This is a genomic window from Streptomyces sp. Root1304, assembly GCF_001426405.1.
In the GTDB taxonomy this organism is placed as follows: Bacteria; Actinomycetota; Actinomycetes; order Streptomycetales; family Streptomycetaceae; genus Streptomyces.
Genome location: NZ_LMEP01000004.1, coordinates 40,770 through 62,724, shown reverse-complemented (window position 1 = coordinate 62,724; position 21,955 = coordinate 40,770). Strand labels below are relative to the sequence as shown.

The window sequence follows — 21,955 nt, the reverse complement described above, 5'->3', positions numbered from 1 at the left end:
AGGGGCACGCCATGCGCAACGGAACGAACCATCAGAGGCCGGGCATACGTGCGGTGCTCGCCGCCGCCACCGTGCTCGGTCTCGGCGCCACCGCGCTCACCACTCTCCCTGCCGCCGCCGCGGACGAGAGCATCGCCGTCCGGTACCGGCAGGGCGGCACGGGCAGCGGCCAAGCCGCGCCCTGGCTCACCGTGGTCAACACCGGAGCTACGACAGGCCCGTTGAGTCAGGTCAGGCTGCGCTACTACTTCAAGGCCGCCCCCGGCGCTTCCTACACCTACGCCTGCGACTGGGCCGTCAAGGGCTGCACGAACCTGAGGACCCGCGCAGACCGCGTACGCGAACTGGACCAAGGTCACCGCCACCATCGGCGGCGTCCAGGTCTGGGGCACCGACCCCGGCGGCGACGCGCCCACCCCTGCGCCGACCACCCCCTCCCCCACGACTCCGACCACTCATCCGGCCGAACAGGGCGTGCTCTTCGACGACTTCGACTACACCGGTACTACCTCGACGGCAAGGAGTTCGCCCGGCACGACGCCCGCTATCTGCCCGAGCGACCCGTGTCGATCCACTTCAACCAGTGGCTGATCGACCCCCCGCCGGCGAGACCTCCACGGTCCCCCGCGTCTACGTGGAGCAGGTCGACTACCTGCTCCACGTGAAGGACGAGGTCCTCACCCCGGCCCAGGTGGCGGCGAAGGTCGCCGGCTACCGTGCGGCCGGGACGGCCTTCGAGGACTCCGTTCCCGGCCCCTGAACGCAGCAGTGGGCGAGTACCAGGCCTGCCCCCGCGCCAGCATGCTGGTGCCCTGGATGATCGTGTCGCCGGCGGCCGTGGCCACGGACGTGGTGGCCGCCGGGGCGGTATCGGCGGGTGCGGCGGCGGGGCCGGCCAGCAGGCCGGCGGCCGCGAGGACCGTGCCGACGACGACGGCCGCGTGCGCGGCGAGCGCGTGGCCCGGGTCCCCGACCCGCTCGCCGAGACCGTCCTGAGCCTGCCCGTACTGCAGGACGGCGGGCCGGGGGCGTCGCGTTCGGGGGCTGGCGGGAGCGCACGCGCGGGGGCCTGCGGGCGGCCATGCGGCCGCTGTTCGAACTGGCTTCCGCCGGCGTCGGGGAGTACGTACCGGAGGTCTTCACGCACGCCGTCACCGGCACCCTCACGGACAGCATCGACCACACCTGGTCACTGCCCCGCCTCCAGTGGGCGGCGGACTTCGACGCCGTCGCGCAACAACGCCCCGCGCACCGCGCTGGATCCACGCGCTGCACCACGGCGACCCGGAGTGGGGCGCGGTCGTCCGCCACGCCCTGTCGGCCTACCACGCCGTGGCCGTCGCGCCGTACTGGGCGCAGATCGCGGCGACGGCGCACACCGACCGGACCCGGCGTGCGCTGGCCCTGGCCGACTCGGGAGTCGAGGGGCTCCTCACCGGCCTGCACCCAGATGTCCGGTGGACCACGCCCGTCCTCCACGTCCCGTGCGACGTCGACGCGGAGCTGCGGCTGGCGGGGCGCGGGCTGCTGCCCGTACCGACCTTCTTCTGGCCGAAGCCGCTCGCCCTGGCCGACAACGCCGACCCGGGCCGGCCGTTGGTGCTGCGGTACCCGGTCGCCCGCGACCTCGCCGGCTACGGCCAGGTCCGGGCGCCTTCCGCCCCGCACCGCCCGGACGGGGCGCCCTCGGCGCCCTGCTCGGCAGCACCCGCGTGCTGCGGGCCGCCGAGGGCGTCCGCGAGCACGGCGGAGCCGGGGCGGCGCACGGGTACGTCCCCGGCGACCGCGAGCCACCACGCGACGGTGCTGCGGACGGCCGGCCCGCTGATGTCGGACCGGGACGGGAACGGGGTCCGCCACTCCCTGACACCCTTGGGCCGCGCGCTGCTGAGCGATCCCTAGAACGTCTCCTTTCGGATCACCTCTCACCGATCGGAACCCCTTGCCGCGCGGCTCGGGCATGAAGTGGTCCCCGTTCTCACAGGGCCCGGCCCAACAGCTTCCGCCCTCGTCCGGCTCGGTCACGTCATGACTTCCGCTTCGTACGGGGGCTGTAACAGACGCGGGGACGCCGGTGTATCGACCTTCCTCGCGGTGACAATGGCGGTGTCGCTTGCACGGGGACCGGCTTCGGCTCGGTCACGGGGGAAAGAGAACGGAATGAACTCGAAGACTTTCAGGGGTGGTTCGGCACGTCGCGGCCTGCGTGGCGCTGTCCTCGGGGCGGCCGTGGTCGCGGCTCTGCTGACGACCAGCGCCTGCCAGGGCGACGACCAGGCCGGTGCGGCGCCGACCGCCGCCCCGTCGAGCTCCACGTCGGCCGGTGGGAGCGCGCCGAAGACCACCGCGCCCACCAACGACTCCGGCACCGGCACCGCCGGCCCGGCGGCGACAGGGACCGGGGACAGCGGCGAGACCGGCGGCGGCAACGGCACGACGTACCCGGACTGTGAGGCGGACGGGCTCACCACCGCGGTCGAGCTCCAGGACGCGGCCGGGGAGACCCCCCGCCACTTCCTGCTGACCGTCACCAACAAGGCGAAGGCGCCGTGTGTCCTCAACGACGCGCCGCAGGTGCGGCTGAAGGCCGGCAACTCCGCCCCGATCGTCGAGACGCTCGGAGAGCCGGACACCGAGCCCGTCGTCGTCGAGGGGGGCGGCAAGGCCTATGCCGGCCTGTACGTCTTCGGGAACGACGAGGGGGGCGAGGCGCAGTACGACCAGTCCGACCGCTTCACCGCGACCCTGGTCGCCGGTGAGGGCACCGAGCTGAGCGGCACGCTGATCTTCGACCTGCCCGACGGCCTCGACACGGTCTCCGTCGACGGCGCGGCACGGGTGAACGGCTGGGCCGGCACCGAGGGGCTCGCGATGCGCCCGATCAACCAGCTCTGAGGAGCAGCGCCTCCCCGGTGAGGACCGGGAGCGGGACGACGGTGGTGCCCCGCGCGGGCTTGTGGGGCAACCACGGATACGACGGTCCCAGATCCGACGGTCCGTCGTCCCGCGCTCCCACGTCGAGCGCGTGTTGGCCGATTCCCGCACGTCGGCACCTTGAGGTCGACGACTTCCAGAAGATCTCGGCCTGGGCCGGCCACGAACGCCCTGGCCGGCGATTCAATGCAAAGGTTTCACGGGGTGATCCGAGATGCGACTCATACGCGGCGCCGCCTTCTTGGTGGGTGCAGGATTGCTGGTTTCGGCATGTTCCATATCGCCGTCGAAGTACGAGGAGTCATGCTCGACCGGAGAAATCTCGGCGCAGCTCAGAGTGAGATACTCGCTGGGAGATCTCCCGGAAATGACTTCCTGGCCGGTGCGCTTGGGTCAGCGTGCCGATGGTGAGGGAGTCCGGCGGCTTCGGCCCTCAGCTTCCCCGTTCGTCTCGGGTGAGCGTCGGCCGGCCAGGGCCAGGGCGGCCGTCGTCGTGATCGCCATCGCGGCGACGCCGATCAGCGCCGCGGTCGTGTAGGCGTCCTCGTTCGGGAAGAGGCGGCCCGTGGCGGTGCCGGCGGCCAGGACCAGACCGCCGGTGGCACTGCCCAGGGAGTATCCGACGCTGCGGACGACGTAGTTGAAGCTCATGGCGCTGGACGTCTCGCTCTTGGGCGTGGCAGCCAGGATGACGCCGGGCATGGCGGCCGAGAAGCTGCCGACTCCGAAGCCCAGCACGCCCATGGCCACGAGCAGTTCGGCCAGGCTGGACCGGGCGGTGGCGAACAGGACGAACCCGCCGCCGACGATGACGGCGCTGCCGGCCAGGAGCAGGGGGCCGTCGATCCGTCGACGGACCCGCGGCGTGAGCTTGCCGGCGACGAACCCCAGCACGGAGAACGGGATGAGGACCAGCCCCGCCACGAAGGTGGTCAGTCCGAAGCCGTAGCCGGCGCTGTGCGGCGTCTGCGCGTAGCGGGTGATGAGCGTGAGCAGGAGGTACATGCCGATCCCGCCGACGAACATGGCGATGTTCGCCCCGGCGACCGCCGGGTGCCGTACCGCCCGGACGTCGACCAGGGGCGTCTCGGTTCGCAGTTCGGAAACGACCCAGACGCAGAGCAGGAGGACGGCGGCGACGGCGAGGGTCACCGCCACGGCGAGGTGTCGGCTCCACAGGCTCCGCTCGCCGGCCAGGAAGAGGACGAGGAACAGTCCACCCGCCAGGACGAGCGCACCGGCCACGTTCACGCGGGCGGAGCGGCCTTCGGGAGCCGCGGGCACGGAGCGCCACGCGGTCACGAAGGCGAGGGCGGTGACGAGCAGGCCGAGGCCGTAGGCGGCCCGCAGTCCGCCGAACTCGGCGAGCAGCGCGGCCAGCGGGTAGCCGACGCCGGCTCCGATGATGGAGACCACGGAGATCAGGGCGATCGTGGCCACGCTGCGCTCCTCGGGAAGATGGTCGCGGGCCACGCCCATCATCAGCGCCGTGAGACCGAGTCCAACGCCTTGGGCCGCCCTGCCCACGAGCAGCCAGGCGAACGGCAGCGGCAGCACGGTGAGCGCGCTGCCGACGACGACGATCGCCAGCGTGGCGAGGATCGTGGCCCGCCGGTGCGGACCGGCACCGAGCCGGCCGAGGACGGGGGTGGCGACGGCGCCGCTGAGCAGGGCGACGGTCAGGGTCCACTGCGCGCTGTCGAGGGAGACGTGGAACGTGGTCGCCACGCTGGTGATGAGCGGCGTCCCGAGGCTGGCGACCGCCGCCACGACCAGGGCGATGAACGTCAGGGCGGGGACCAGCAGACGTGTCTCGGAACGCATCGGGGCGGTGCTCTCGGGCCGGTCCTGGCCCTCGGCCGCGGTCACCGCATCGGAACGTATCGGGGCGGCGCTCTCGGGCCGGTCCTGGCCCTCGGCCGCGGTCACCGGTCCGACTCCTCTCGGGCGTGGCTTTCGAGCTCCGCCAGATGCAGCAGCGCCGGAAGGGCTGCCGTCAGGGCCTCGACCTCGTCACCGGTGAGTTCGTCGATCAACCGCGCGTACGCGTCGACGCCCGCCCGGCGTCGCGTCCGGACGTACGCCGCGCCGGCCTCGGTCAGGCACACCAGCGTGACCCGCTTGTCGGAGGGATCACCCTTCCGCTCGACCAGCCCGGATTCCTCCATCACCCGGACCAGGACGGTCATCGCGGGCTGGGTGACGCCCTGGGTCACCGCCAGATCGGTGATCCGTCGCGGGCCGGTCTTGTCCAGGGTGGCCAGGGTGGCGGCGGACGTCAGGCTCATGTCGCGGGGAAGGCGCCTCACGGCCCTGGTGGCCAGGCCGTAGAGGGCTGACCCGATGGCATCGGAAGCGCTGTGCGCGGCGTCTCGGCGACTCATGCCTGAAGCATAGCGAGTTTATATGAATCTTTTATAGATCTCCCGTTCGGGGTGCGCTTCGCATGAAGGAAGGGTCGGGCCTCCTGCGCGGCGGCGGACGGTCCCGGCCGGCGGTCGGGACCGCCCGCGACCGTACGGCGACGGGCTTCGCGGTGCCGGCTTCCGCCCAGGTCAGCGACCTCCGGCCCACGGACCGTGGCTGTGTGACGGCGTGCGTCGACGTGAATGCGCCCCGTAATGCGCGGCCGCACGCTCTCCCTGCGCGGTCGCACCACAAGGTGGCACAACGGGGCCGCGCGCTCGGCGAATCAAGTGAATCCGAGGGGGTGTGTGTTGATACGACTTTGACGTCGGGGCACGCTCCGTCCCAGCGGTTCTCACCCGTTGAGAGGGATGGGCATGACGACCCAAGTCACCGAGTCCGAGCTGGAAACCCTGCTCCATGGCGCACTCCGCTCCGAGGGAGCGGGCGAGCGCTGGGCCACCGAGTCGAACGAGAGCTGGTGCCGGGTGGCACCGCGCTCCGGGACCGGGCCGGCCCAGGGCTGGAAGCTGCACGTGTCGGCGACGGCCGCCTCCGCCCCGGCGGTGCTCGAGAAGGCCCTGGAGGTCCTGCTCAAGGACGGCTCGGCGTTCAAGTTCGCCCGCTCGCTGGAGCAGGTGAGCGCCCTCAACACCCGTGCCACGCCCCGCGGAAGCTCGGGCAAGTTCATCACGGTCTACCCGGCCTCCGACGCCGACGCGGCCCGTCTCGCGCAGGACCTCCACACGGCGACCGCGGGGCTGGCGGGACCCCGCATCCTGTCCGACCGGCCGTACGCCCCCGACAGCCTGGTGCACTACCGCTACGGCGCCTTCGTCGGGCGGCGGCGCCTCTCGGACGAGGGGCTGATGGTCTGGTACATCGAGGACCCCGACGGCAACCCCGTGGAGGACAAGCGGACCGGCCAGTACGCGCCGCCGGCGTGGGCGGTCAGCCCCTTCCCCGCTTCTGTCCCCGTCGCACCGGCCAAGACGGAGGCGCCGCGGCGCCCGGTCCTGCTCGGCGGCCGGTTCTCGGTGCGGGAGGCGATCCGGCACACCAACAAGGGCGGCGTCTACCGGGGCAGTGACGTCGAGACCGGCGCCCCGGTCGTCATCAAGGAGACCCGGCCCCACGTGGAGGCCGACGCCTCCGGCAACGACGTCCGCGACTGGCTGCGCACCGAGGCCCGCACCCTGGAGAAGCTCAAGGGCACGGGGCTCGCACCGGAGCCGCTCGCGCTGTTCGAGCACGGCGGACACCTGTTCCTGGCCCAGGAGGAAGTGCCGGGGATCCCCCTGCGCAACTGGGTCGCCGAGCACTTCCGCGACACCGGCGCCGCCCGCTACCGCACCGACGCGCTGGCCCAGGCCGGACGCCTGGTGGACCTCGTCGAGGCGGCCCACGCCCGGGGCTGCGTACTGCGCGACTTCACCCCCGCCAACGTGATGGTCCGCCCCGACGGCGCGCTGCGCCTCATCGACCTGGAGCTCGCCGTCCTCGCCGACGACGCCGCCCTCCCGACCCGCGTCGGCACGCCCGGCTTCAGTCCCCCCGAGCGCCTGGTGGACGCACCCGTCTCCCCGACGGGCGACTACTACAGCCTCGGCGCGACGTTGTGCTTCGTCCTGACCGGCAAGGTGCCCGCCCTGCTGGAGGAGAAGCCCGCCACCCGGCCCGCGGAGGACCGGCTCGGTGAGTGGCTGGACGCCTGCGCCGCTCCCCTGGAGCTGCCGGACGGCCTGCGCACGATGATCCTCGGGCTGATGAAGGACGACCCCGCCACACGCTGGGACCCGGCCCGGGCGCGGGACGCGCTCCGGGAGAGCGGTACGGGGAGCGGCACCGGGAGAAGACGTGGCGAGGCTGCTCGTCCGGCCGCGGCTCGCACCGGCCCGACGGGCACCGAAGCCACCGGTACGGACACCGACATCGGCACCGCCACGGCCAGGGACACCACCGCCACCACCACCGACCCGATCGACATCGCCGTGGCCGGCATCGTGGAGCACCTCGTCGACTCCATGACACCCGACGACGACCTGCGGCTGTGGCCCGTGTCCGTCAAGGCCGGGGAGACCGACGCCTGCATCGTGCAGCAGGGTGCGGCCGGTGTGCTGTCCGCCCTGACGCGCTACTTCGAGGTCACCGACGACCCCCGCCTCCCCCGGCTGATCGCCACCGCGGGCCGCTGGATCGCGGACCGCACCGACACCCGATCCACCCGGCCCGGCCTGCACTTCGGCGGCCGCGGCACGGCCTGGGCGCTGTACGACGCCGGGCGCGCCGTCGACGACCGGGCGCTCATGGACCACGCCCTGGCCCTGGCCCTCGCGCCGCAGGAGTCGACGCCCAGCCACGACATCACCCACGGCTCGGCGGGCAGCGGAATGGCCGCCGCCCACCTGTGGCACCGCACCGGCGATCCGCGCTTCGCGGAACGGGTCGCCGAGGCCGCCGACCGGCTGGCCGTCGCGGCCCGGCGCGAGCCGTCCGGGGCGAGCTGGCCGGTGCCCGCCGAGGCCGTGGCCGAGGAGACCGGCAAGCGCTACCTGGGCTTCGCCCACGGCACCGCCGGCATCGGCTGCTTCCTCCTGGAGGCCGCCGCCGTCACCGGGAACCCGGAGCACCGGGAACTGGCCCTGGCGGCGGGCGAGCTCCTCGTGACGCACGCCGTCACCGTCGGGGACGCGGCCCAGTGGCCGGCCCAGGCCACGGACGTACCGACGGCGCCGTACTGGTGCCACGGATCCGCCGGCATCGGCTCGTTCCTGGTCCGGCTGTGGCGGGCGACCGGCGACGGACGCTTCCGTGACCTCGCCGTCGGCGGCAGCCGGGCCGTGGTCGAGCGCGCCTCCCGCGCCGCCGTCACGCAGTGCCACGGCCTGGCGGGCAACGGCGACTTCCTCCTCGACATGGCCGAGGCCACCGGCGACCCCGCCCACCGGGCGCGGGCCGAGGAACTGGCCCGCCTCATCGTCTCCGAACGGTCCCACCGCGGCAGCCACGTCGTCTTCCCCAACGAGTACGGGGACGTCTCGACGAGCTGGAGCGACGGATCGGCGGGAATCCTGGCGTTCCTCCTGAGGGTCCGCCACACAGAGCCCCGGCACTGGATGGTCCAGCAGCCGGTTTGAGCGGCAGGAATCTCTGCCGCCACGGTGTCACACGAGAGAAGGAGATTGTCATGGAGAACCAGGACCTCGAGCTGCTGGCCCACCTGCACGCCCTTCCGGAGACCGACCCGGTCGGCGTCGACGGCGACTCGTTCAGCGGAACGTGCGCGTGCGTCGGCCTGCTGACGCTCCTCAACACCATCTGTATCGGTATCAGCTGCGCGTAACACCGAAGCACCCCCCGGCCGGTGGTTGCCCCGAGGCAGCCACCGGCCGGAGTGGGCTCCGGCTCCGTGCGGACGACCCGGAAGACGACGCGGAAGGCGACCCGGAGGACCACACGGACACAACGCGGAGACGACACGGAAGAGGACGAGGAAGAGGACGAGGACGGGACCCCATGCAGCCATCCGCAGGTGACGACGCACGCGCCGCAGCCGCCCTCCTGACCGCCGAGGCCACCGGCCCCCGCGCGGGCAAGCCTCCGCACGACCCCGACCCCGACCCCGACCCCGACACAGAGCCCGACCCCGAAAGCGGCACCAGCACCAGTACCGACCCCGCCACCGAGTACGCCATCCGCACGCGCCGTCTGGTGAAGAGCTACCCCGGCCCGGACGGCACCACCGTCGACGCGGTCCGCGGACTCGACCTCGACGTGCGCCGGGGCGAGACCTTCGCCTTCCTCGGCCCCAACGGCGCGGGCAAGTCCACCACCATCGCCCTCCTGTGCGCCCTCGCCCGCCCCACCTCCGGTCACGCCACCGTCGCCGGCTTCGACGTCGCCGCCCGGCCGCACGACGTACGGCGCCAGGTCGGCATCCTGTTCCAGCACAGTGCCCTCGACCCGGACCTGACCGTCGAGCAGAACCTGCGCATCCACGCCCGCCTGTACGGGCTGCCCCGTCGCGACGTACGCAGGCGGACCGCCGAGGTGCTCGAACCCGCCGGACTGACCGACCGGCGGCGGTTCCCTGTACGCGCCCTGTCGGGCGGGATGCGGCGGCGTCTGGAGATCGCCCGCCAGTTGCTGCACTCCCCGAGCGTGCTGTTCCTGGACGAGCCGACGACCGGGCTCGACCCACACGCGCGCGCCGAGATCTGGGAGCACCTGCGGGCCCTGCGCGAGCGGCTCGGCAGCACCCTCTTCGTCACCACCCACTACCTGGAGGAGGCGGAGAACTGCGACCGGATCGCGATCATCGACGGGGGCCGTCTGGTCGCGCAGGGCACGCCGCACGGGCTCAAGGCGGAGATCGGGGACGACCGGGTGGTGCTGCGCACCAGCGACGACGGGCGGGCGCGGAAGGTCGTCGCCCTGGCGGCGCCGGACCGCCCCGTCACGGTGGACGCCGACGGCACGTGGCTGCGGGTGCCCGACGGCAGTGCGTGGATCCCGCGTCTGTGCGCGGCGCTGGAGGCGGACGGCATCGCGGTGCACGCGGCCTCCGCCACCCCGCCCACGCTCGACGACGTCTTCTTCCACCACACCGGCCGCAGCATCACCACCATCCCCGCCGCGATCGGAGGCGGCCGATGACCGCCCTCACCCTCCAGGCGCCCGAGGCCACCGAGCGGGGGCGGGCGCCCCGGCTGCGGCACGAGCTGCGGGCGATCCACGCCCTGGTCCACCGCGATCTGCTGCGCCTGGCCTGCCAGCGCTCCCACACCGCGCTGATCCTGCTGCAGCCGGTGCTCTACCTCTTCGCGCTCGGCGGCGGGCTCGCCACCCTCATTCCCGCCGCCTCGCTGGGCACCGGCTACCAGACGTACCTCTTCCCCGGCATGCTCATGATGACGGTGCAGACCCCGGCCATCATGGTGGGGATCCGGCTGATCACCGACCGGCAGAGCGGCTATCTGCGCGAGCTCCTGATGGCCCCCGTCAGCCGCTCCACCCTGCTCCTGGGCAGCTGCGCGGGCGGCACCCTGGTCGCCGCGGTGCAGGGCTCCGTCCTGCTCGCCCTGGCCGGCGCGGTCGGCCTGCCGTACGACCCCGTGCTCCTGCTGCTGCTCCTCGGCGGCATGCTCCTGGCCTCGTTCGCCCTCACCAGCATGACCCTGGCGCTGTCCGTGACACTGCGCAGCCCCGAGCTGTTCCACACGCTCCTCAGCCTGCTGATGATGCCCCTGCTGTTCCTCTCCGGCGCCTTCTTCCCGCTGGAGTCCATGCCGGGCTGGGCGCGCGGCCTCGCGACCGTCAATCCGCTCGCGTACGGGGTGGACCTGCTGCGGCGCTGCATCTCCCTGCGGGACCCGGACCAGGCGGCCGTCGGCGGCATCGAATGGGCGGGGCGGCAGCCCCCGCTGCTTTTGGAGGCCGGGCTGCTCCTCGCGGTCGGAGGCCTGGCCCTGCTGTGGGCCGCCCGCCGCTTCAGCCGTCCGGAGTGACCCCCCTCCCCCGTATGCCCGCGCGGCCCGCCCGACCGGCGGGCCGCGCGGGTGTGCGGGGGTAAAGCGCGGGAAAAGTCCTGGTCGGGCCGCTGCGGTTCCCGCACGCAGCATTGACGGCTTCCTTACGCGTTCCTGGCGCCCCCGGGCCTCGTTCCGGCACCCTGGAACGACGGATTCCGCAGCGGGAGGGGCATTGACCTGCGGTTCCACCCGGGCTTCCATTCAGGCCGGGAGCCACGGACCCCACTGACACCGGACGCCTCGGAGGCGATACCGCTCCCGTTCAGATACACCGCTCGCACCGATCGGAACCGCCTGATGACGGACACCCTCAGCGCACCGCACGCGTTGGCCCCCCAGACCGGCCCCGTGCCGCAGAAACTCAAGCGCTCCATCGGTGTCGTGGGCGGCACCCTGCTCACGCTGTCGTGCGTGACGCCCGCCTCGACCCTCTTCGTGGTCGTCCCGGACCTGTTCGACGGCGTCGGCACGTACGCGGCGCTGACCATCGCCATCGGCTCGCTGCTCTGTATCGGCGTGGCGTTCTGCTACTCCGAGCTCGGCACCCTGATCCCGAGCGCGGGCGGCGAGTACGCCATCGTCTCCACCCTCGCGGGCCGCCTGGCCGGCTGGCTGGTCTTCGTGCTGTCCCTGCTGGTCGTGATGATCGTGCCACCGGTGATCGCCATGGGGACCGCGGACTACCTCGCGCCGCTCGTGCACATCCCGGCCCCGCTGGCCGGTGCCGGCGTCATGGTCCTCGCCACCCTCGCCGGTCTGCTCGACCTGCGGGCCAACGCCTGGATCACCGGGATCTTCCTCGTCCTGGAGGTCGTCGCCGCCGGCATCGTCGCGGTCCTCGGCTTCTCCCACTCGCAGCGGGGCGTCGGCGCCCTGGTCCACGGCCAGGTCGCGTCCGCCGGCGGCGGACACTCGCTCGTCACCGGCGCCATGGTCGTCTCCGGCCTCGCCATCGCCCTCTTCGTCACCCAGGGCTTCTCGACGGCCGTGTACCTCTCCGAGGAGCTGGAGAACCCGCGCCGCACGGTGGCCCGCACCGTGCTCGCCACGCTCGCCATCTCCACCGCCGTGATCCTGGTGCCCGTCGTCGCGATCACCCTCGGCGCCGGCGATCTGGAGACCCTCACCGGCGGAGACATCAGCGGCATGATCGCCGCCTGGTCCAACTCGGCCGTCGGCACCTTCATCAGCCTCTGCGTCGCCCTGGCGATCATCAACGCGGGCATCGTCATGGTCATCCAGAACTCCCGCGTCCTGTTCGCCTCCGCCCGCGACAAGGCCTGGCCGGAGCCCGTCAACAACGCCCTGTCCCGGCTCGGCCGCTTCGGCTCCCCGTGGGTGGCCACCCTGGCCGTCGGCGTCCCGGGCGCGGCCCTGTGCTTCGTGAACCTCGACACCCTGTACGGCGTCACCGGCGTCTCCGTCACCGGCATGTACCTGCTGGTCGCGGTGGCCGCCCTGTTCAGCCGCCGGGCGGCGCACCGCGAGACCGCGGCCTGGCGCATGCCGCTGTGGCCGGCCGTGCCGCTCCTGCTCATCGGCGTCCTCGCGTACGTCCTGTACATGCAGGACGTCAAGTACCTGGCCTGGACCGGCGGCATCACGGCCGCCGCCACCCTCTACTGGGCCCTGTACCTGCGCCCCCGACGGGACACCCGCTGGCTGGTCAGCATCCCGGAGGACGAGCAGGTCTGACCTCCCCGAGATCCCCTGGGTCCCCGAAGGCCGGGGCGGCACCAGCCGCCCCGGCCTTCGGCGTCGGCCCGTCCGGTCCCACCGCCCGCACGGGCCGCGGCCATGGGGAGGTTCCGGGCGCCCGACGGGTGGGGCCGGCGCGGTGGTGACTCATTTCCGTACGCCCTCTTGTGGGTTGGTGCCGCGCTTCTAAGAATGCACATGACAACCGGAGGATCTTCGGTTGCATGTCATCAGAGGGGAACCCCCACATGAAGAAGCCTCTCGTCGGCGCCCTGCTCGCGCTGCTCCTGACCGGAGCGGCCGCGGTCCCGGCCATGGCGGCCGCGCCGCCGCAGGCTCCCGCGGCCAAGGACCGGACCGCGGCGGCCGTCACCGTCGACTTCGCCGGCACGGTCGCGCTCAGCAACTGCTCCGGCTCGCTCGTCCGCATGCCGAGCTCCCAGCCGAACGACCCCGCGCTCGTCCTCTCCAACGGCCACTGTCTGGAGACCGGCATGCCGGGACCCGGCGAGGTCGTCAAGGACGTCCGCTCCACCCGCTCGTTCTCGCTGCTCAACTCGGCCGGCACCAAGGTCGCGACGCTGCGCGCCAGCAAGATCTCGTACGGCACGATGACCGACACGGACATCTCGATCTACCAGGTGACCAAGACCTACGCGCAGATCCAGAGCCTGTACGGCATAGGCGCCCTCACCCTCAACGACGTCCGCCCGACGCAGGGCTCGTCGATCAAGGTGGTGTCCGGGTACTGGAAGCGGATCTACAGCTGCGACATCGACGGCTTCGTCTACCGGATGAAGGAGGGCGACTGGACCTGGAAGGATTCCATCCGCTACACCTCCTCCTGCAACACCATCGGCGGCACCTCCGGCTCGCCGGTCATCGACACGACCACCGGCAAGGTCGTCGCCGTCAACAACACGGGCAACGAGAGCGGTGAGAGCTGCACCGTGAACAACCCGTGCGAGATCGACGAGAACGGCACCGTGACCGTCCACCAGGGCATCAACTACGCCCAGGAGACGTACACGATCGTCCCGTGCGTCGGTGCGGGCAACGTGATCGACCTGAACCGCCCGGGCTGCACCCTGCCGAAGCCGTAAGGCCGTAGAACGCGTCACGGCGCCGCCCGTCCGGTCACGCGGGGACCGGGCGGGCGGCAGTCGGTCCGTGCCTACGCGGGCCGCGCCGGGAACACGACCACCGAGCCGTCCTTGTAGCGGGCGATGTCGATCGCCACGTCCGTCGGGCGGCCGTTCACCGTGACGCCGTCGCCCAGCTTGCGGATCCGGTGCGCCGCGCTCATGAGGCGATCGACCTCGCCGGTCGTGAAGACGGGCCGCAGACCGGTCGGGCGTGCCAGTTCCAGTGCCGACAGGCGTACGAGGACACCCGCGATGCCCGACTCCCGTTCGTCGAGCTGCTGTTGGTCGCGGTGGAGGGCGCGGGTGAAGTTCTCGAACGGATTGCCCGGCTCGCTCTGGGCGTGCTCGACGGCCTGGAGGACGACCACCCGGCGCATCAGCGCGATGGCCAGGCCGGCGAGTTCGAGGTGGGTGCGGAACGTACCGCCCGGGTCGTCGACGCCGGGGAACGACTTGGTCAGCGTGCCGAGGTCGACGGGCTCGCCCTCGGTGAGCGCGTCGATTGCGCTCTGCCAGCGGGCGAGGCGGCGGTCGGCCTTGCTCAGCGCCGTGTTGATGGCGTGCACCGCCGAGTCGAGTCCCAGCGAGGCACCGACCCTGCCCTGGTCGAGCAGGACGGCGGTGGCCTTGTCGATGGCGCTCCGGCAGGCGTCGAGCGCGCTGAGCTCGTCGTCGAGCTTGTCCGCCTGGAGCTGCTCCAGCAGGTCCGTGATGTGCTCGATGGCCTGCCGGCGCTTGTGGTCGGCGTGCGCGCTGGCTCCCACCGCCACGGCCATGAGCACGAGCGGAGCGGCCACGGTGAGCGCCGTACCGCCGGCGACCGCGGCACCGGCGGCCGCACCGGCCCCGCCGATCGTGCCCGCCGCCGCCGCTCCTCCGACCGGCACGTACTGCGCGTGGGCGACGATCCTGCCCGTCGAGTCCACGAGGGGGCTGTAGCTGCCACCGGCACCCCCCTTCGGCACCATCGACCGGACCAGCCCCTGCCCGAACCGGGCGGCGACCTTCGCCGGGACGACCATGCGGTACAGGCACTCGCCGGAAGCGGTCGCCCTGGCCACCGTGAGAGAACTGCGCGCCGATTGCGTGATGACCTGGGACAGGTGCTGCGCCAGCGGACTCACGACATCGAGCGGAATGCCACCGCCGCGGTCGGTCTTCTCGGGCAGCGGATGCGCTTCCAGCGTGACGATCGGCTCGTCGGCCAGGACGGCCAGCACTCCGCGCAGCTCGGCCAGGCGCTCGGCCGTCATCGACTCGCCCGCGGCCAGGCCCGGCACGCGGACATCAGCGGTCGCCAGCGTCCACACGGGAACGGTCGCCCTACGGTCCTCGGTCATCTTCCCCCACCTTCTCCGCCCGGAGCCTACGCCCCCGGCGTCACACGGACGGCGCATCGCCGTCTTCGGCTCCCGGCCCGCACGACGGACGCGCGAACCGGGACCGGCCCGCCCCGGCCAGCCCCCCTCCGCGTGTGGCGCGCGGTGTCGACGGAACCGGGTAACGTCTTTGTCATGTTCTTCCAGACGCCGATTCACGAGTGAGAGCGCGACGGGCCCCCGCCGACGCCCCTCGGCAGCGCCGTCCGTCCCCCACCGATGAATCCGTAGATCACCTCACCACACCACCGGGAGAACCCGTGACCGACAGCAAGAACATCAACAACCCCGTGGGCCAGGGCGGCGGCCAGCGCAAGAAGCTCTCCCGCGCCGAACGCCAGAACAACGGCCCGCACCGCAACCTCGACCGCCAGGGTGCCGCCGACAAGAAGGCGGAGCTGGTGCGCAAGATGCGCGAGAAGACGCAGCCGGCCGGGACCACCGAGCAGGCGGGCGACGCCACCACCACCGAGGGCTGACACCCGCTCCCGCGCCCCCCGGTCCGGTCAGCCCAGGAAGTGGAACCCCGGCCGGGGGTGCATGAGGAAGTCGTGGTGCGAGATGTTCCAGGCGTACGCACCCGCGAGGCCGAAGGCCACCCTGTCACCGGCCCGCAGGCCCGGTGCCGGCACGTGCCGGGCGAGCAGGTCCTTGGGGGTGCACAGCTGTCCCGTCAGGGTCACCGTGTCCGCCCCGGACGCGGGCCGGGGCCAGGGGTGCGGCCAGCTGTCCACGGGGAGCACCGTGCAGGGCTGGTCGTGGCCCTTCGTCGCCGGGGTGCGCAGGTGGTGGGTGCCGCCGCGTACGACGGCGAAGTCCTCGCCGTGGCTGCGCTTCACGTCCAGGACCTCGGTGGCGTACCAGCCGCAGTACGCGGTCAGCGCCCGTCCCGGCTCGATGCGCAGGGTCAGCTCCGGGTGGTCCTCGGCGAGCAGCGCCAGGCCCTTGCCGTAGGTGGACCAGTCGAAGAGGCGGTCGGGGGCGGCGTAGTCGACGTGCCTCCCACCGCCGACGTCGACCTCGTCGAGGCGTACGCGGTGCCGGGCGGCGAGCCCGGTGGTCCAGTCGACGACGGACCGGGCGACGGCGATCTGTTCTGCGGCGTCGAGACCGCTGGCGAGGTGGGCGCGGACGCCGAGCAGCCGCAGGTGCGGGAGGGTGCCGTCGGTGAGCAGCGTGACGGCGGCGTCGGCGTCGGAGGGGTCGAGGCCGAACGGGGTCGGCCGGCCGCCCATGGCGAGCGAGCTGCCCTCCAGGCCGGCGGCGGACAGCGGCAGGTTGAACCGGAGGAGAACGCCGACGGCCGTGTCCGGGGCGCGGCGGGTGGCCAGTTCACCGAGCATCCGCAGCTCGTACAGACTCTCGACGTGGAAGCGTTCCACCCCGAGCTCCAGGGCGGTGACGATCTCGTCCGGGGTCTTGCCGGGGCCGCCGAACGCGAGGGGGCGGCCGGGCACGGCGCGGCCCACGTGGGCGAGTTCGCCGCCGGAGGACACCTCGTAGCCGTCGGCGTACGGGGAGAGCGCGGCCAGCAGCTCCGGCTCCGGGTTGGCCTTGGCCGCGTAGTAGAGCTCGACGCGCTCGGGCAGCGCCGCGCGTACGGAGGCGGCGTGGGCGCGCAGTGCCGTCAGGTCGTAGACGTAGGCGGGCAGGGCGTCGGCGGGGAGGCCGAGGACGTGCTCGCGCACGGCGGGGGTGGGGGCTGTCATCGGGCCGGGCTCCAGGGGTGGTCGATCGCGTCCGGGAGCACGTCCTCGGCGAGCGGGGAGGGAAGGCGGACGTATCCGGCCTCGCGGTCGGCCTTGCGCTCCCAGCGGGTGAGCAGGTTGGCCTTGGCCGGCAGCGGTACGCCGGCGAGGAGCGCGGCGAGCCGGGGCGGGCGGCCGTGCAGGTCGGCGTAGGTCTGGAGGGTGGCGCGGCCCCGCGCCCAGAGGGCGGGTTCGGTCTCGGGGTGCAGGTCGGCGAGGGCGGCGAGCATCTCGGCGATGTGGTTGACGAACAGGCAGTAGGCGACGCGGTCCCAGCCGCGTTCCGCGTCGTACGTCATGGCGTCCGCGACCTCGGCGGGCAGCGCGGCGAGGGTGTCGGCGTGGTGTTCGGGGAGGAGCTTGGTCCCCTCCAGGTCGCGGAAGAGGACCTGGGCGGGCATGGCGTCGTCGTCGACGCAGACGAGGACGTTCTGCAGGTGCGGCTCCAGGACCAGTCCGTGGTCGAAGTAGGCGGCCAGGACGGGCGGGACGAGCAGCTTCAGGTACGCGTCCCACCAGGCGACGACGGTGGTGGGGCCGGCGCCGTCCAGGAGGCGGGAGATGTGGGCGGGGCCGCTGGGGTACTCGTCGGCGACGGCGCCCGCGAGGAGCGGTGTGGTGCCGGGCAGCAGCCGCGCGGAGAGTCCTTCGCGGACGATGACGCCGAAGCCCTCCAGGAGGGCGCGGTCCGGGGTGCCGTCGGGACCGGGCAGGGCGAGGCTGCGGTAGGCGGGCTCGCGGAGCACGGCGCTGCCGGGGAACCGGGTGGTGAGCGCGTCGAGGACGGGTTCGAGGAGGCGGGTCAGGGCCACGGCGCCGGTGAGTTCGTAACGGGCGTTCTTGCGGAGGCAGTTGGTGATGCGGACGTTGAGGCTGAACTTCAGGAACGTGTCGCCGTCGTAGAGGGTGCGGACGGAGGCGGTCGCGGCGAACGGTGTCCCCGCCCTCCCGAGGTCCAGGATGTCGCCCCGGTCGAGCGCCTCGCGCAGCGACGGGTGGTCGCGCAGCAGCATCTCGAACTGCCAGGGGTGCGCCGGCAGCGGCCGGTAGCCGTCCGGGACGCCTTCGCCGAGCCGGTCGAGGGGCGCGGTGGCGGCGGGGTCGGTGGACTCCTCGGCGATCAGTTCGGCACGGACGGCGAGGCGGCGCAGGGGAAAGGCGGCTCCGGCCTCGGGGGCGTAGGCGAGCCAGGAGGCGGCGTCGCCGTCGCGGGCCTTGGGGGTGGGGTGGAAGCGGTGACCGAAGAGGAGGGACTGTTCGGAGGAGAGAGAGGGGTCGGGCGTGGCCGTGGCCCGGCCCGGGGTGCGCGCGTCCGGCCGTACGGGGAGGGGCGCGGCGGCGAGCCCGGCGGTGATCGCCCCGTGGCTGGAGGCGATCTGGTCGAGGAACTCCTCGTTGCGGACGCCGGTGCGCAGGGACAGTTCGTCCTGGACGTACTCGGCGAGGCGCCGCCAGTCGATCCGCTCCCAGTCCCCCTCGCGCTGCTCGTGGACCGGGCCGGTGAAGCGGTGCGCGCCCAGCAGGGACGTGCGGCGCAGTGCCACGCGCAGCAGCACCCCGCGGCGGGGCAGCCGCAGCAGGAGGTGGCCGTCGCTCGCGGCCGTCTGGTGCTCCGGCCCGGAGACCTCGCGCAGCAGGCAGTTGAGGAGGGTGTGCGCCACGACCGTGTCGGCGTCGGGCAGTTCGGTGGGGGCGGCGGCGCCGCGGGCGGCGTCCGTGGATCGGGGCAGCGACATCAACGGCTCCAGCGAGTGCCGAGAGGGTTCACGAAGGGCAGGGCGATGGGGACGATCGTGGCCAGGGCGACGGCGGTGCCGATGAGGACGGGCGCGGTGGGGCCGAAGGAGGCGGTGCCGACCGCGGCGGCCACTCCCGCCGCGACGGCGCCGGCCTTGGAGAAGAACTCCAGGGAGCCGAACATGCCCCCGGGAGCACGGCCCTTGGCACAGTCGGCGGCCAGCACGGAGAGACAGACGAGCCCGAGGGTGAGGCCGGCGCCGAGGACGAGCCGTACGGCGGCGAACGCGGGCAGCGAGCCGGCCACACCGTGTCCGGCGAGGCCGAGCGCGATGCAGAGGAAGCCGAGGGCGAGCCCGAGCCGGGGGCGGTGGTGGAACGCCCGGTGCACGGGCATCGCCACGAGCAGGTAACACAGGTGCGGCAGGGCGAACATGACGCCGGAGACACCGGTGGAGGTCCCCGGGAGGCGTTCCTCGACGAGGGAGATGAGGTACGGGAAGGAGATGACGGTGGAGAAGACGAAGGCGAACTCCAGGGCGTAGAGGGTGCAGGGGGGTGGCCGGCCGGGTTCGCTCCGGAATCTCCTGCGGGGTCGCCGACGGTGCCGTCGCGTCCGGGGCCACGGGTGTGTCCGGCAGCGCCGTGCCGTCCGGTTCCTCTCCACTCCCCCGTGACTCCGGCAGCGCGCAGATCAGCAGGGCGGCCGTCAGCGGCAGTACGGCGAGCAGGGCGTACTGCCGGTGCGGGGAGAGCCAGGGCGAGAGCGATCCGACGACGATCGGCGCGAAGACGAGGGAGGCGCGTGCCGCGCCCTGCATGAGGGTGAGCGCCTTCGAGAGGGCGGGGCCTTCGAGCGCCGCGCCGAGGTAGGCGTTGGAGGCCGCGAACGTTCCCCCCAGGACGCCCTGGAGGACGAGCGCGGCGGTGAAGGCCGGGAGCGAGTCCGCCCAGCCGGCGAGCAGGAAGGACACCGCGAGGCCGAGCTGTGCGCGCAGCAGCAGCCGCTTGCGGCCGTAGCGGTCCGCGAGCCGCCCCCACAGGGGTGCGCCGATGGCGCCGAACACGGTCGGGACGATGTAGAGCACCCCGGCCCAGCGGGCCGTGGGGTCGCCCAGCTCCGGCAGGATCTCGGTGAGGAAGGGCGGCAGGCCGAGGGCGGCGAACGAGGCCACGAAGTAACACCCGGCCACGGCGCGCACCTGGCGGCGGGCCGCTGACGGGTCGGTCGACGAGGGGGTCCTCGTACCGGCCGATGACGCGGTGGCGGCGCTCATCTCTCCACCGTCCTCAGGTAGTTGGGGCCTGTGGTGTAGTGCTTGTTGATGTCGGCGGCACCCGAGCGCTCCTTGGAGAGCAGGGTTCCGGCGGTGACCATGGCCTTGACCGGGAGTTCCGGGGCCCGCAGCACATGGGCGCGCAGGACCGCGCCGGGCTCGCCGGGCCGGGTCCCGAGCCGTTCGACGGCCTCGGTCAGCCGGTCCCGTACGAGCGTGAGCAGGGTGTTGAGCGGGGCGCGGCCCTCGCGGGCGAGGCCGAAGGCGTACGCGCCCGCGCACAGGTGCAGGGTGATGGTGGTGAACACGTCGGTGACGGCCCGGTCGTCGTCGGCGGGGACGCGGGGGTCGTCGAACGCGGCGGGGTCGGGTGCGTCGGCGCCGAGGGCGTCGCGCAGGCGCCGGAAGTCGATGCGCGGCCCGTCGTTGTCCTTGAACAGCAGCCGGAGCCGGGTGCGGCCGTCCGGGGTGCGGTCCAGTACCAGCGAGATGTTCTGCTGGTGGGACTCCAGGGCGATCCCGTACCCGAAGAGCGTGGTCTGCCAGTCGAACAGCAGCGTCAGGACGGCGTCGAGCAGGGCGACCGGGTCCCCGCCGTGGAACCGGTCGGCGAGGTGGTCGATCAGCGGGCGCCCGCCGGGGGCCTCGCTGAGCAGCGCCGCCAGGGGGACGACGACCGAGGCGTCGAGACCTGCCGGGTAGCGGCGGCAGAGCACGGCGAGGAGTTCGTGGCCGGCGTGGGCGTACACCGTCTCGTCGGCGTGCAGGATCGTTTCGCGGAACCGTGGTTCCCGGGAGATCACCGTCTCCAGGAGTCGCTGGCCCGCGGCCCCGTCCACGAGCGTGCCCGGCTTGATGGTGCGCCGGTTGCGCAGGCCCAGGGTGGCGGTGACCAGGGGCAGTTTGAGGTGCAGGGACGGTTCGTCGGCGAGGGCGACCGTACGCATGGAGAGGGTCGGCACGACCTCCAGGTACGGGCGCGGCGCGATCACCGCACGGCCGTGCGGGGCGACGGCGCGCAGGGCTTCCGTGAGGGAAGCCGCCGACTCCCCCGCCGTGAGCGGGTGGACGGGGAGGACGAGATGGGTGCCGGACAGCTCCGGCAGGCCCAGTTCGGCCGGGGAGGGCCAGCGGGCGGGGAGGCTCGCGACGCCGCCGGGCACGGTGACGGCTTCTTCGGGGACGGCGACCCAGCGCAGCGGGAAGCGGGGGTGGAACTCGGGTGCGTACGCGCGTACGTGGTCGTCGTCGAGGCCGGAACGCCCCCGCGCGGTGGGGTACACGGGATGGTCGAGCCGGGCGGCGAGCGCTTCGTGCGCGAGTCCGCCGGCGCAGCCCGTCCAGCGGGAGGGGTCGTTCCCGTACCGGGCGGTCAGCCGTTCGGCGGCCTCCTCCCGGGTTCGTTCGTGCAGCCTCATGGTGGCGAGCGTCTGCCCGCACTCCAGTGCCCGGCTCCTGACGCCGTCCGGCGGCACCGTCCACCTCGACGGCGAGGACATAGCGGGCCTCTCCGCCCGCGACTTCGCGCTGCGCCTCGCACTGCTGCCGCAGACCCCGAGCGCCCCCGACGGCATCACCGTCCGCGACCTGGTCGCCCGCGGCCGCACCCCGCACCAGCGCTGGTGGCGCCAGTGGTCCTCCACCGACGAGGCCGCCGTGGACGCGGCCCTGGCCGCCACCGGCGCGGCGGACCTGGCGCTCCGGTCCATCGACGAGCTCTCCGGCGGCCAGCGCCAGCGCGTCTGGATCGCGATGGTCCTCGCCCAGGACACACCGGTGCTGCTCCTCGACGAGCCGACGACGTATCTGGACCTGGCCCACCAGGTCGACGTCCTCGAACTGGTCGCGGGGCTCAACCGGTCCCACGGGCGCACGGTGGTCATGGTCCTCCACGAGCTGAACCTCGCCTGCCGCTACGCCGACCACCTCATCGCCATGCGCGACGGCCGCGTCGTCGCCGCCGGTGCCCCTTCGGACATCGTCACCCCCGACCTGGTCGAGGACGTCTTCGGCCTGCGCGCCAAGGTCATCGCCTGCCCCGTCGCCGGCACCCCGCTGGTCGTACCGGAAGGCGGTCGCCGGACCGAGCCCGTGTGAGGG

Annotated in this window: 15 protein-coding genes and 3 pseudogenes; 11 read left to right on the top strand and 7 right to left on the bottom strand. The window is 73.0% G+C overall.

The window, feature by feature from the left end:
- The first annotated feature begins 11 nt into the window (after window positions 1-11).
- The 3 genes and pseudogenes from ASD33_RS33965 (at window position 12) to ASD33_RS08145 (ending at window position 2,895) form a co-directional block, all read left to right on the top strand.
- Window positions 12-760, top strand: a pseudogene (locus tag ASD33_RS33965) (cellulose binding domain-containing protein).
- Between the two features lie 446 nt (window positions 761-1,206).
- Window positions 1,207-1,902, top strand: a complete 696-nt coding sequence (locus ASD33_RS08150; protein ID WP_157870009.1) for a helix-turn-helix domain-containing protein — start codon at window positions 1,207-1,209, stop codon at window positions 1,900-1,902.
- Between the two features lie 258 nt (window positions 1,903-2,160).
- Window positions 2,161-2,895: a DUF4232 domain-containing protein gene (locus ASD33_RS08145; protein WP_157870008.1), complete on the top strand. Its 735-nt coding sequence runs from the start codon at window positions 2,161-2,163 to the stop codon at window positions 2,893-2,895.
- Between the two features lie 432 nt (window positions 2,896-3,327).
- Here the strand turns inward: ASD33_RS08145 and ASD33_RS08140 are convergent, their stop codons facing one another.
- Both ASD33_RS08140 and ASD33_RS08135 read right to left on the bottom strand, forming a co-directional pair.
- The gene (locus ASD33_RS08140; protein ID WP_056556164.1) at window positions 3,328-4,758 is read right to left on the bottom strand and encodes an MFS transporter; all 1,431 of its coding nucleotides are present in this window, start codon (window positions 4,756-4,758) and stop codon (window positions 3,328-3,330) included.
- A 101-nt stretch (window positions 4,759-4,859) separates the two neighbouring features.
- Complete coding sequence (locus ASD33_RS08135; RefSeq protein ID WP_242426872.1) at window positions 4,860-5,318, bottom strand: MarR family transcriptional regulator; 459 nt, start codon at window positions 5,316-5,318, stop codon at window positions 4,860-4,862.
- Window positions 5,319-5,717: 399 nt separating this feature from the next.
- On the opposite strand from ASD33_RS08135, the gene lanL reads away from it, so the two are divergent.
- The 6 genes from lanL to ASD33_RS08110 all read left to right on the top strand — a co-directional run bounded on the left by lanL (window position 5,718) and on the right by ASD33_RS08110 (window position 13,672).
- A complete protein-coding gene (lanL, locus tag ASD33_RS08130; protein WP_056556161.1) occupies window positions 5,718-8,477 on the top strand; it encodes a class IV lanthionine synthetase LanL in 2,760 nt (919 codons plus the stop codon).
- A 50-nt stretch (window positions 8,478-8,527) separates the two neighbouring features.
- Window positions 8,528-8,683: a VenA family class IV lanthipeptide gene (locus ASD33_RS35725; RefSeq protein ID WP_165962041.1), complete on the top strand. Its 156-nt coding sequence runs from the start codon at window positions 8,528-8,530 to the stop codon at window positions 8,681-8,683.
- A 173-nt stretch (window positions 8,684-8,856) separates the two neighbouring features.
- Entirely contained in the window at window positions 8,857-9,996 is a 1,140-nt protein-coding gene (locus tag ASD33_RS08125) for an ATP-binding cassette domain-containing protein (protein ID WP_056555752.1), read from the top strand.
- Window positions 9,993-10,847, top strand: coding sequence for an ABC transporter permease (locus ASD33_RS08120; RefSeq protein WP_056555750.1), 855 nt, complete (start codon window positions 9,993-9,995; stop codon window positions 10,845-10,847). The genes ASD33_RS08125 and ASD33_RS08120 overlap by 4 nt, the downstream gene beginning before the upstream one ends.
- 321 nt (window positions 10,848-11,168) lie before the next feature.
- Window positions 11,169-12,566: an APC family permease gene (locus tag ASD33_RS08115; RefSeq protein ID WP_056555747.1), complete on the top strand. Its 1,398-nt coding sequence runs from the start codon at window positions 11,169-11,171 to the stop codon at window positions 12,564-12,566.
- A gap of 251 nt (window positions 12,567-12,817) precedes the next feature.
- Window positions 12,818-13,672 (top strand): serine protease, encoded by an 855-nt coding sequence (locus tag ASD33_RS08110; RefSeq protein WP_056555744.1) that lies wholly within the window; start codon window positions 12,818-12,820, stop codon window positions 13,670-13,672.
- Window positions 13,673-13,743: 71 nt separating this feature from the next.
- Here the strand turns inward: ASD33_RS08110 and ASD33_RS08105 are convergent, their stop codons facing one another.
- Window positions 13,744-15,054: a hypothetical protein gene (locus ASD33_RS08105; RefSeq protein ID WP_056555741.1), complete on the bottom strand. Its 1,311-nt coding sequence runs from the start codon at window positions 15,052-15,054 to the stop codon at window positions 13,744-13,746.
- 299 nt (window positions 15,055-15,353) lie between these two features.
- On the opposite strand from ASD33_RS08105, the gene ASD33_RS08100 reads away from it, so the two are divergent.
- The gene (locus ASD33_RS08100; protein WP_056555738.1) at window positions 15,354-15,572 is read left to right on the top strand and encodes a DUF6243 family protein; all 219 of its coding nucleotides are present in this window, start codon (window positions 15,354-15,356) and stop codon (window positions 15,570-15,572) included.
- A 27-nt stretch (window positions 15,573-15,599) separates the two neighbouring features.
- Here the strand turns inward: ASD33_RS08100 and ASD33_RS08095 are convergent, their stop codons facing one another.
- The 4 genes and pseudogenes from ASD33_RS08095 to ASD33_RS08080 all read right to left on the bottom strand — a co-directional run.
- Entirely contained in the window at window positions 15,600-16,802 is a 1,203-nt protein-coding gene (locus tag ASD33_RS08095) for a type III PLP-dependent enzyme (protein ID WP_056555735.1), read from the bottom strand.
- Window positions 16,799-18,577, bottom strand: coding sequence for an IucA/IucC family protein (locus ASD33_RS08090; protein WP_056555732.1), 1,779 nt, complete (start codon window positions 18,575-18,577; stop codon window positions 16,799-16,801). Before ASD33_RS08090 ends, ASD33_RS08095 begins: the two co-directional genes overlap by 4 nt.
- Window positions 18,577-19,855, bottom strand: a pseudogene (locus ASD33_RS08085) (MFS transporter). Before ASD33_RS08085 ends, ASD33_RS08090 begins: the two are co-directional and overlap by 1 nt.
- A pseudogene (locus tag ASD33_RS08080) lies at window positions 19,852-21,309 on the bottom strand (IucA/IucC family protein); the annotation flags it as partial. The pseudogenes ASD33_RS08085 and ASD33_RS08080, both read right to left, overlap by 4 nt.
- Between ASD33_RS08080 and ASD33_RS36135 the strand changes: the two are divergent.
- Complete coding sequence (locus ASD33_RS36135) at window positions 21,272-21,952, top strand: ABC transporter ATP-binding protein (RefSeq protein ID WP_056555729.1); 681 nt, start codon at window positions 21,272-21,274, stop codon at window positions 21,950-21,952. The pseudogene ASD33_RS08080 and the gene ASD33_RS36135 overlap by 38 nt on opposite strands.
- The last annotated feature ends 3 nt before the right edge of the window (window positions 21,953-21,955 follow it).

Bases quoted from the DNA above. Each gene is read 5' to 3' on its own strand.
- ASD33_RS08105 (WP_056555741.1), bottom strand. From the start codon at position 15,054: ATGACCGAGGACCGTAGGGCGACCGTTCCCGTGTGGACGCTGGCGACC.
- ASD33_RS08115 (WP_056555747.1), top strand. From the start codon at position 11,169: ATGACGGACACCCTCAGCGCACCGCACGCGTTGGCCCCCCAGACCGGC.
- ASD33_RS08145 (WP_157870008.1), top strand. From the start codon at position 2,161: ATGAACTCGAAGACTTTCAGGGGTGGTTCGGCACGTCGCGGCCTGCGT.
- ASD33_RS08120 (WP_056555750.1), top strand. From the start codon at position 9,993: ATGACCGCCCTCACCCTCCAGGCGCCCGAGGCCACCGAGCGGGGGCGG.
- lanL (WP_056556161.1), top strand. From the start codon at position 5,718: ATGACGACCCAAGTCACCGAGTCCGAGCTGGAAACCCTGCTCCATGGC.
- ASD33_RS08140 (WP_056556164.1), bottom strand. From the start codon at position 4,758: ATGCGTTCCGAGACACGTCTGCTGGTCCCCGCCCTGACGTTCATCGCC.
- ASD33_RS36135 (WP_056555729.1), top strand. From the start codon at position 21,272: ATGGTGGCGAGCGTCTGCCCGCACTCCAGTGCCCGGCTCCTGACGCCG.
- ASD33_RS08110 (WP_056555744.1), top strand. From the start codon at position 12,818: ATGAAGAAGCCTCTCGTCGGCGCCCTGCTCGCGCTGCTCCTGACCGGA.
- ASD33_RS35725 (WP_165962041.1), top strand. From the start codon at position 8,528: ATGGAGAACCAGGACCTCGAGCTGCTGGCCCACCTGCACGCCCTTCCG.
- ASD33_RS08095 (WP_056555735.1), bottom strand. From the start codon at position 16,802: ATGACAGCCCCCACCCCCGCCGTGCGCGAGCACGTCCTCGGCCTCCCC.
- ASD33_RS08135 (WP_242426872.1), bottom strand. From the start codon at position 5,318: ATGAGTCGCCGAGACGCCGCGCACAGCGCTTCCGATGCCATCGGGTCA.
- ASD33_RS08125 (WP_056555752.1), top strand. From the start codon at position 8,857: ATGCAGCCATCCGCAGGTGACGACGCACGCGCCGCAGCCGCCCTCCTG.
- ASD33_RS08090 (WP_056555732.1), bottom strand. From the start codon at position 18,577: ATGTCGCTGCCCCGATCCACGGACGCCGCCCGCGGCGCCGCCGCCCCC.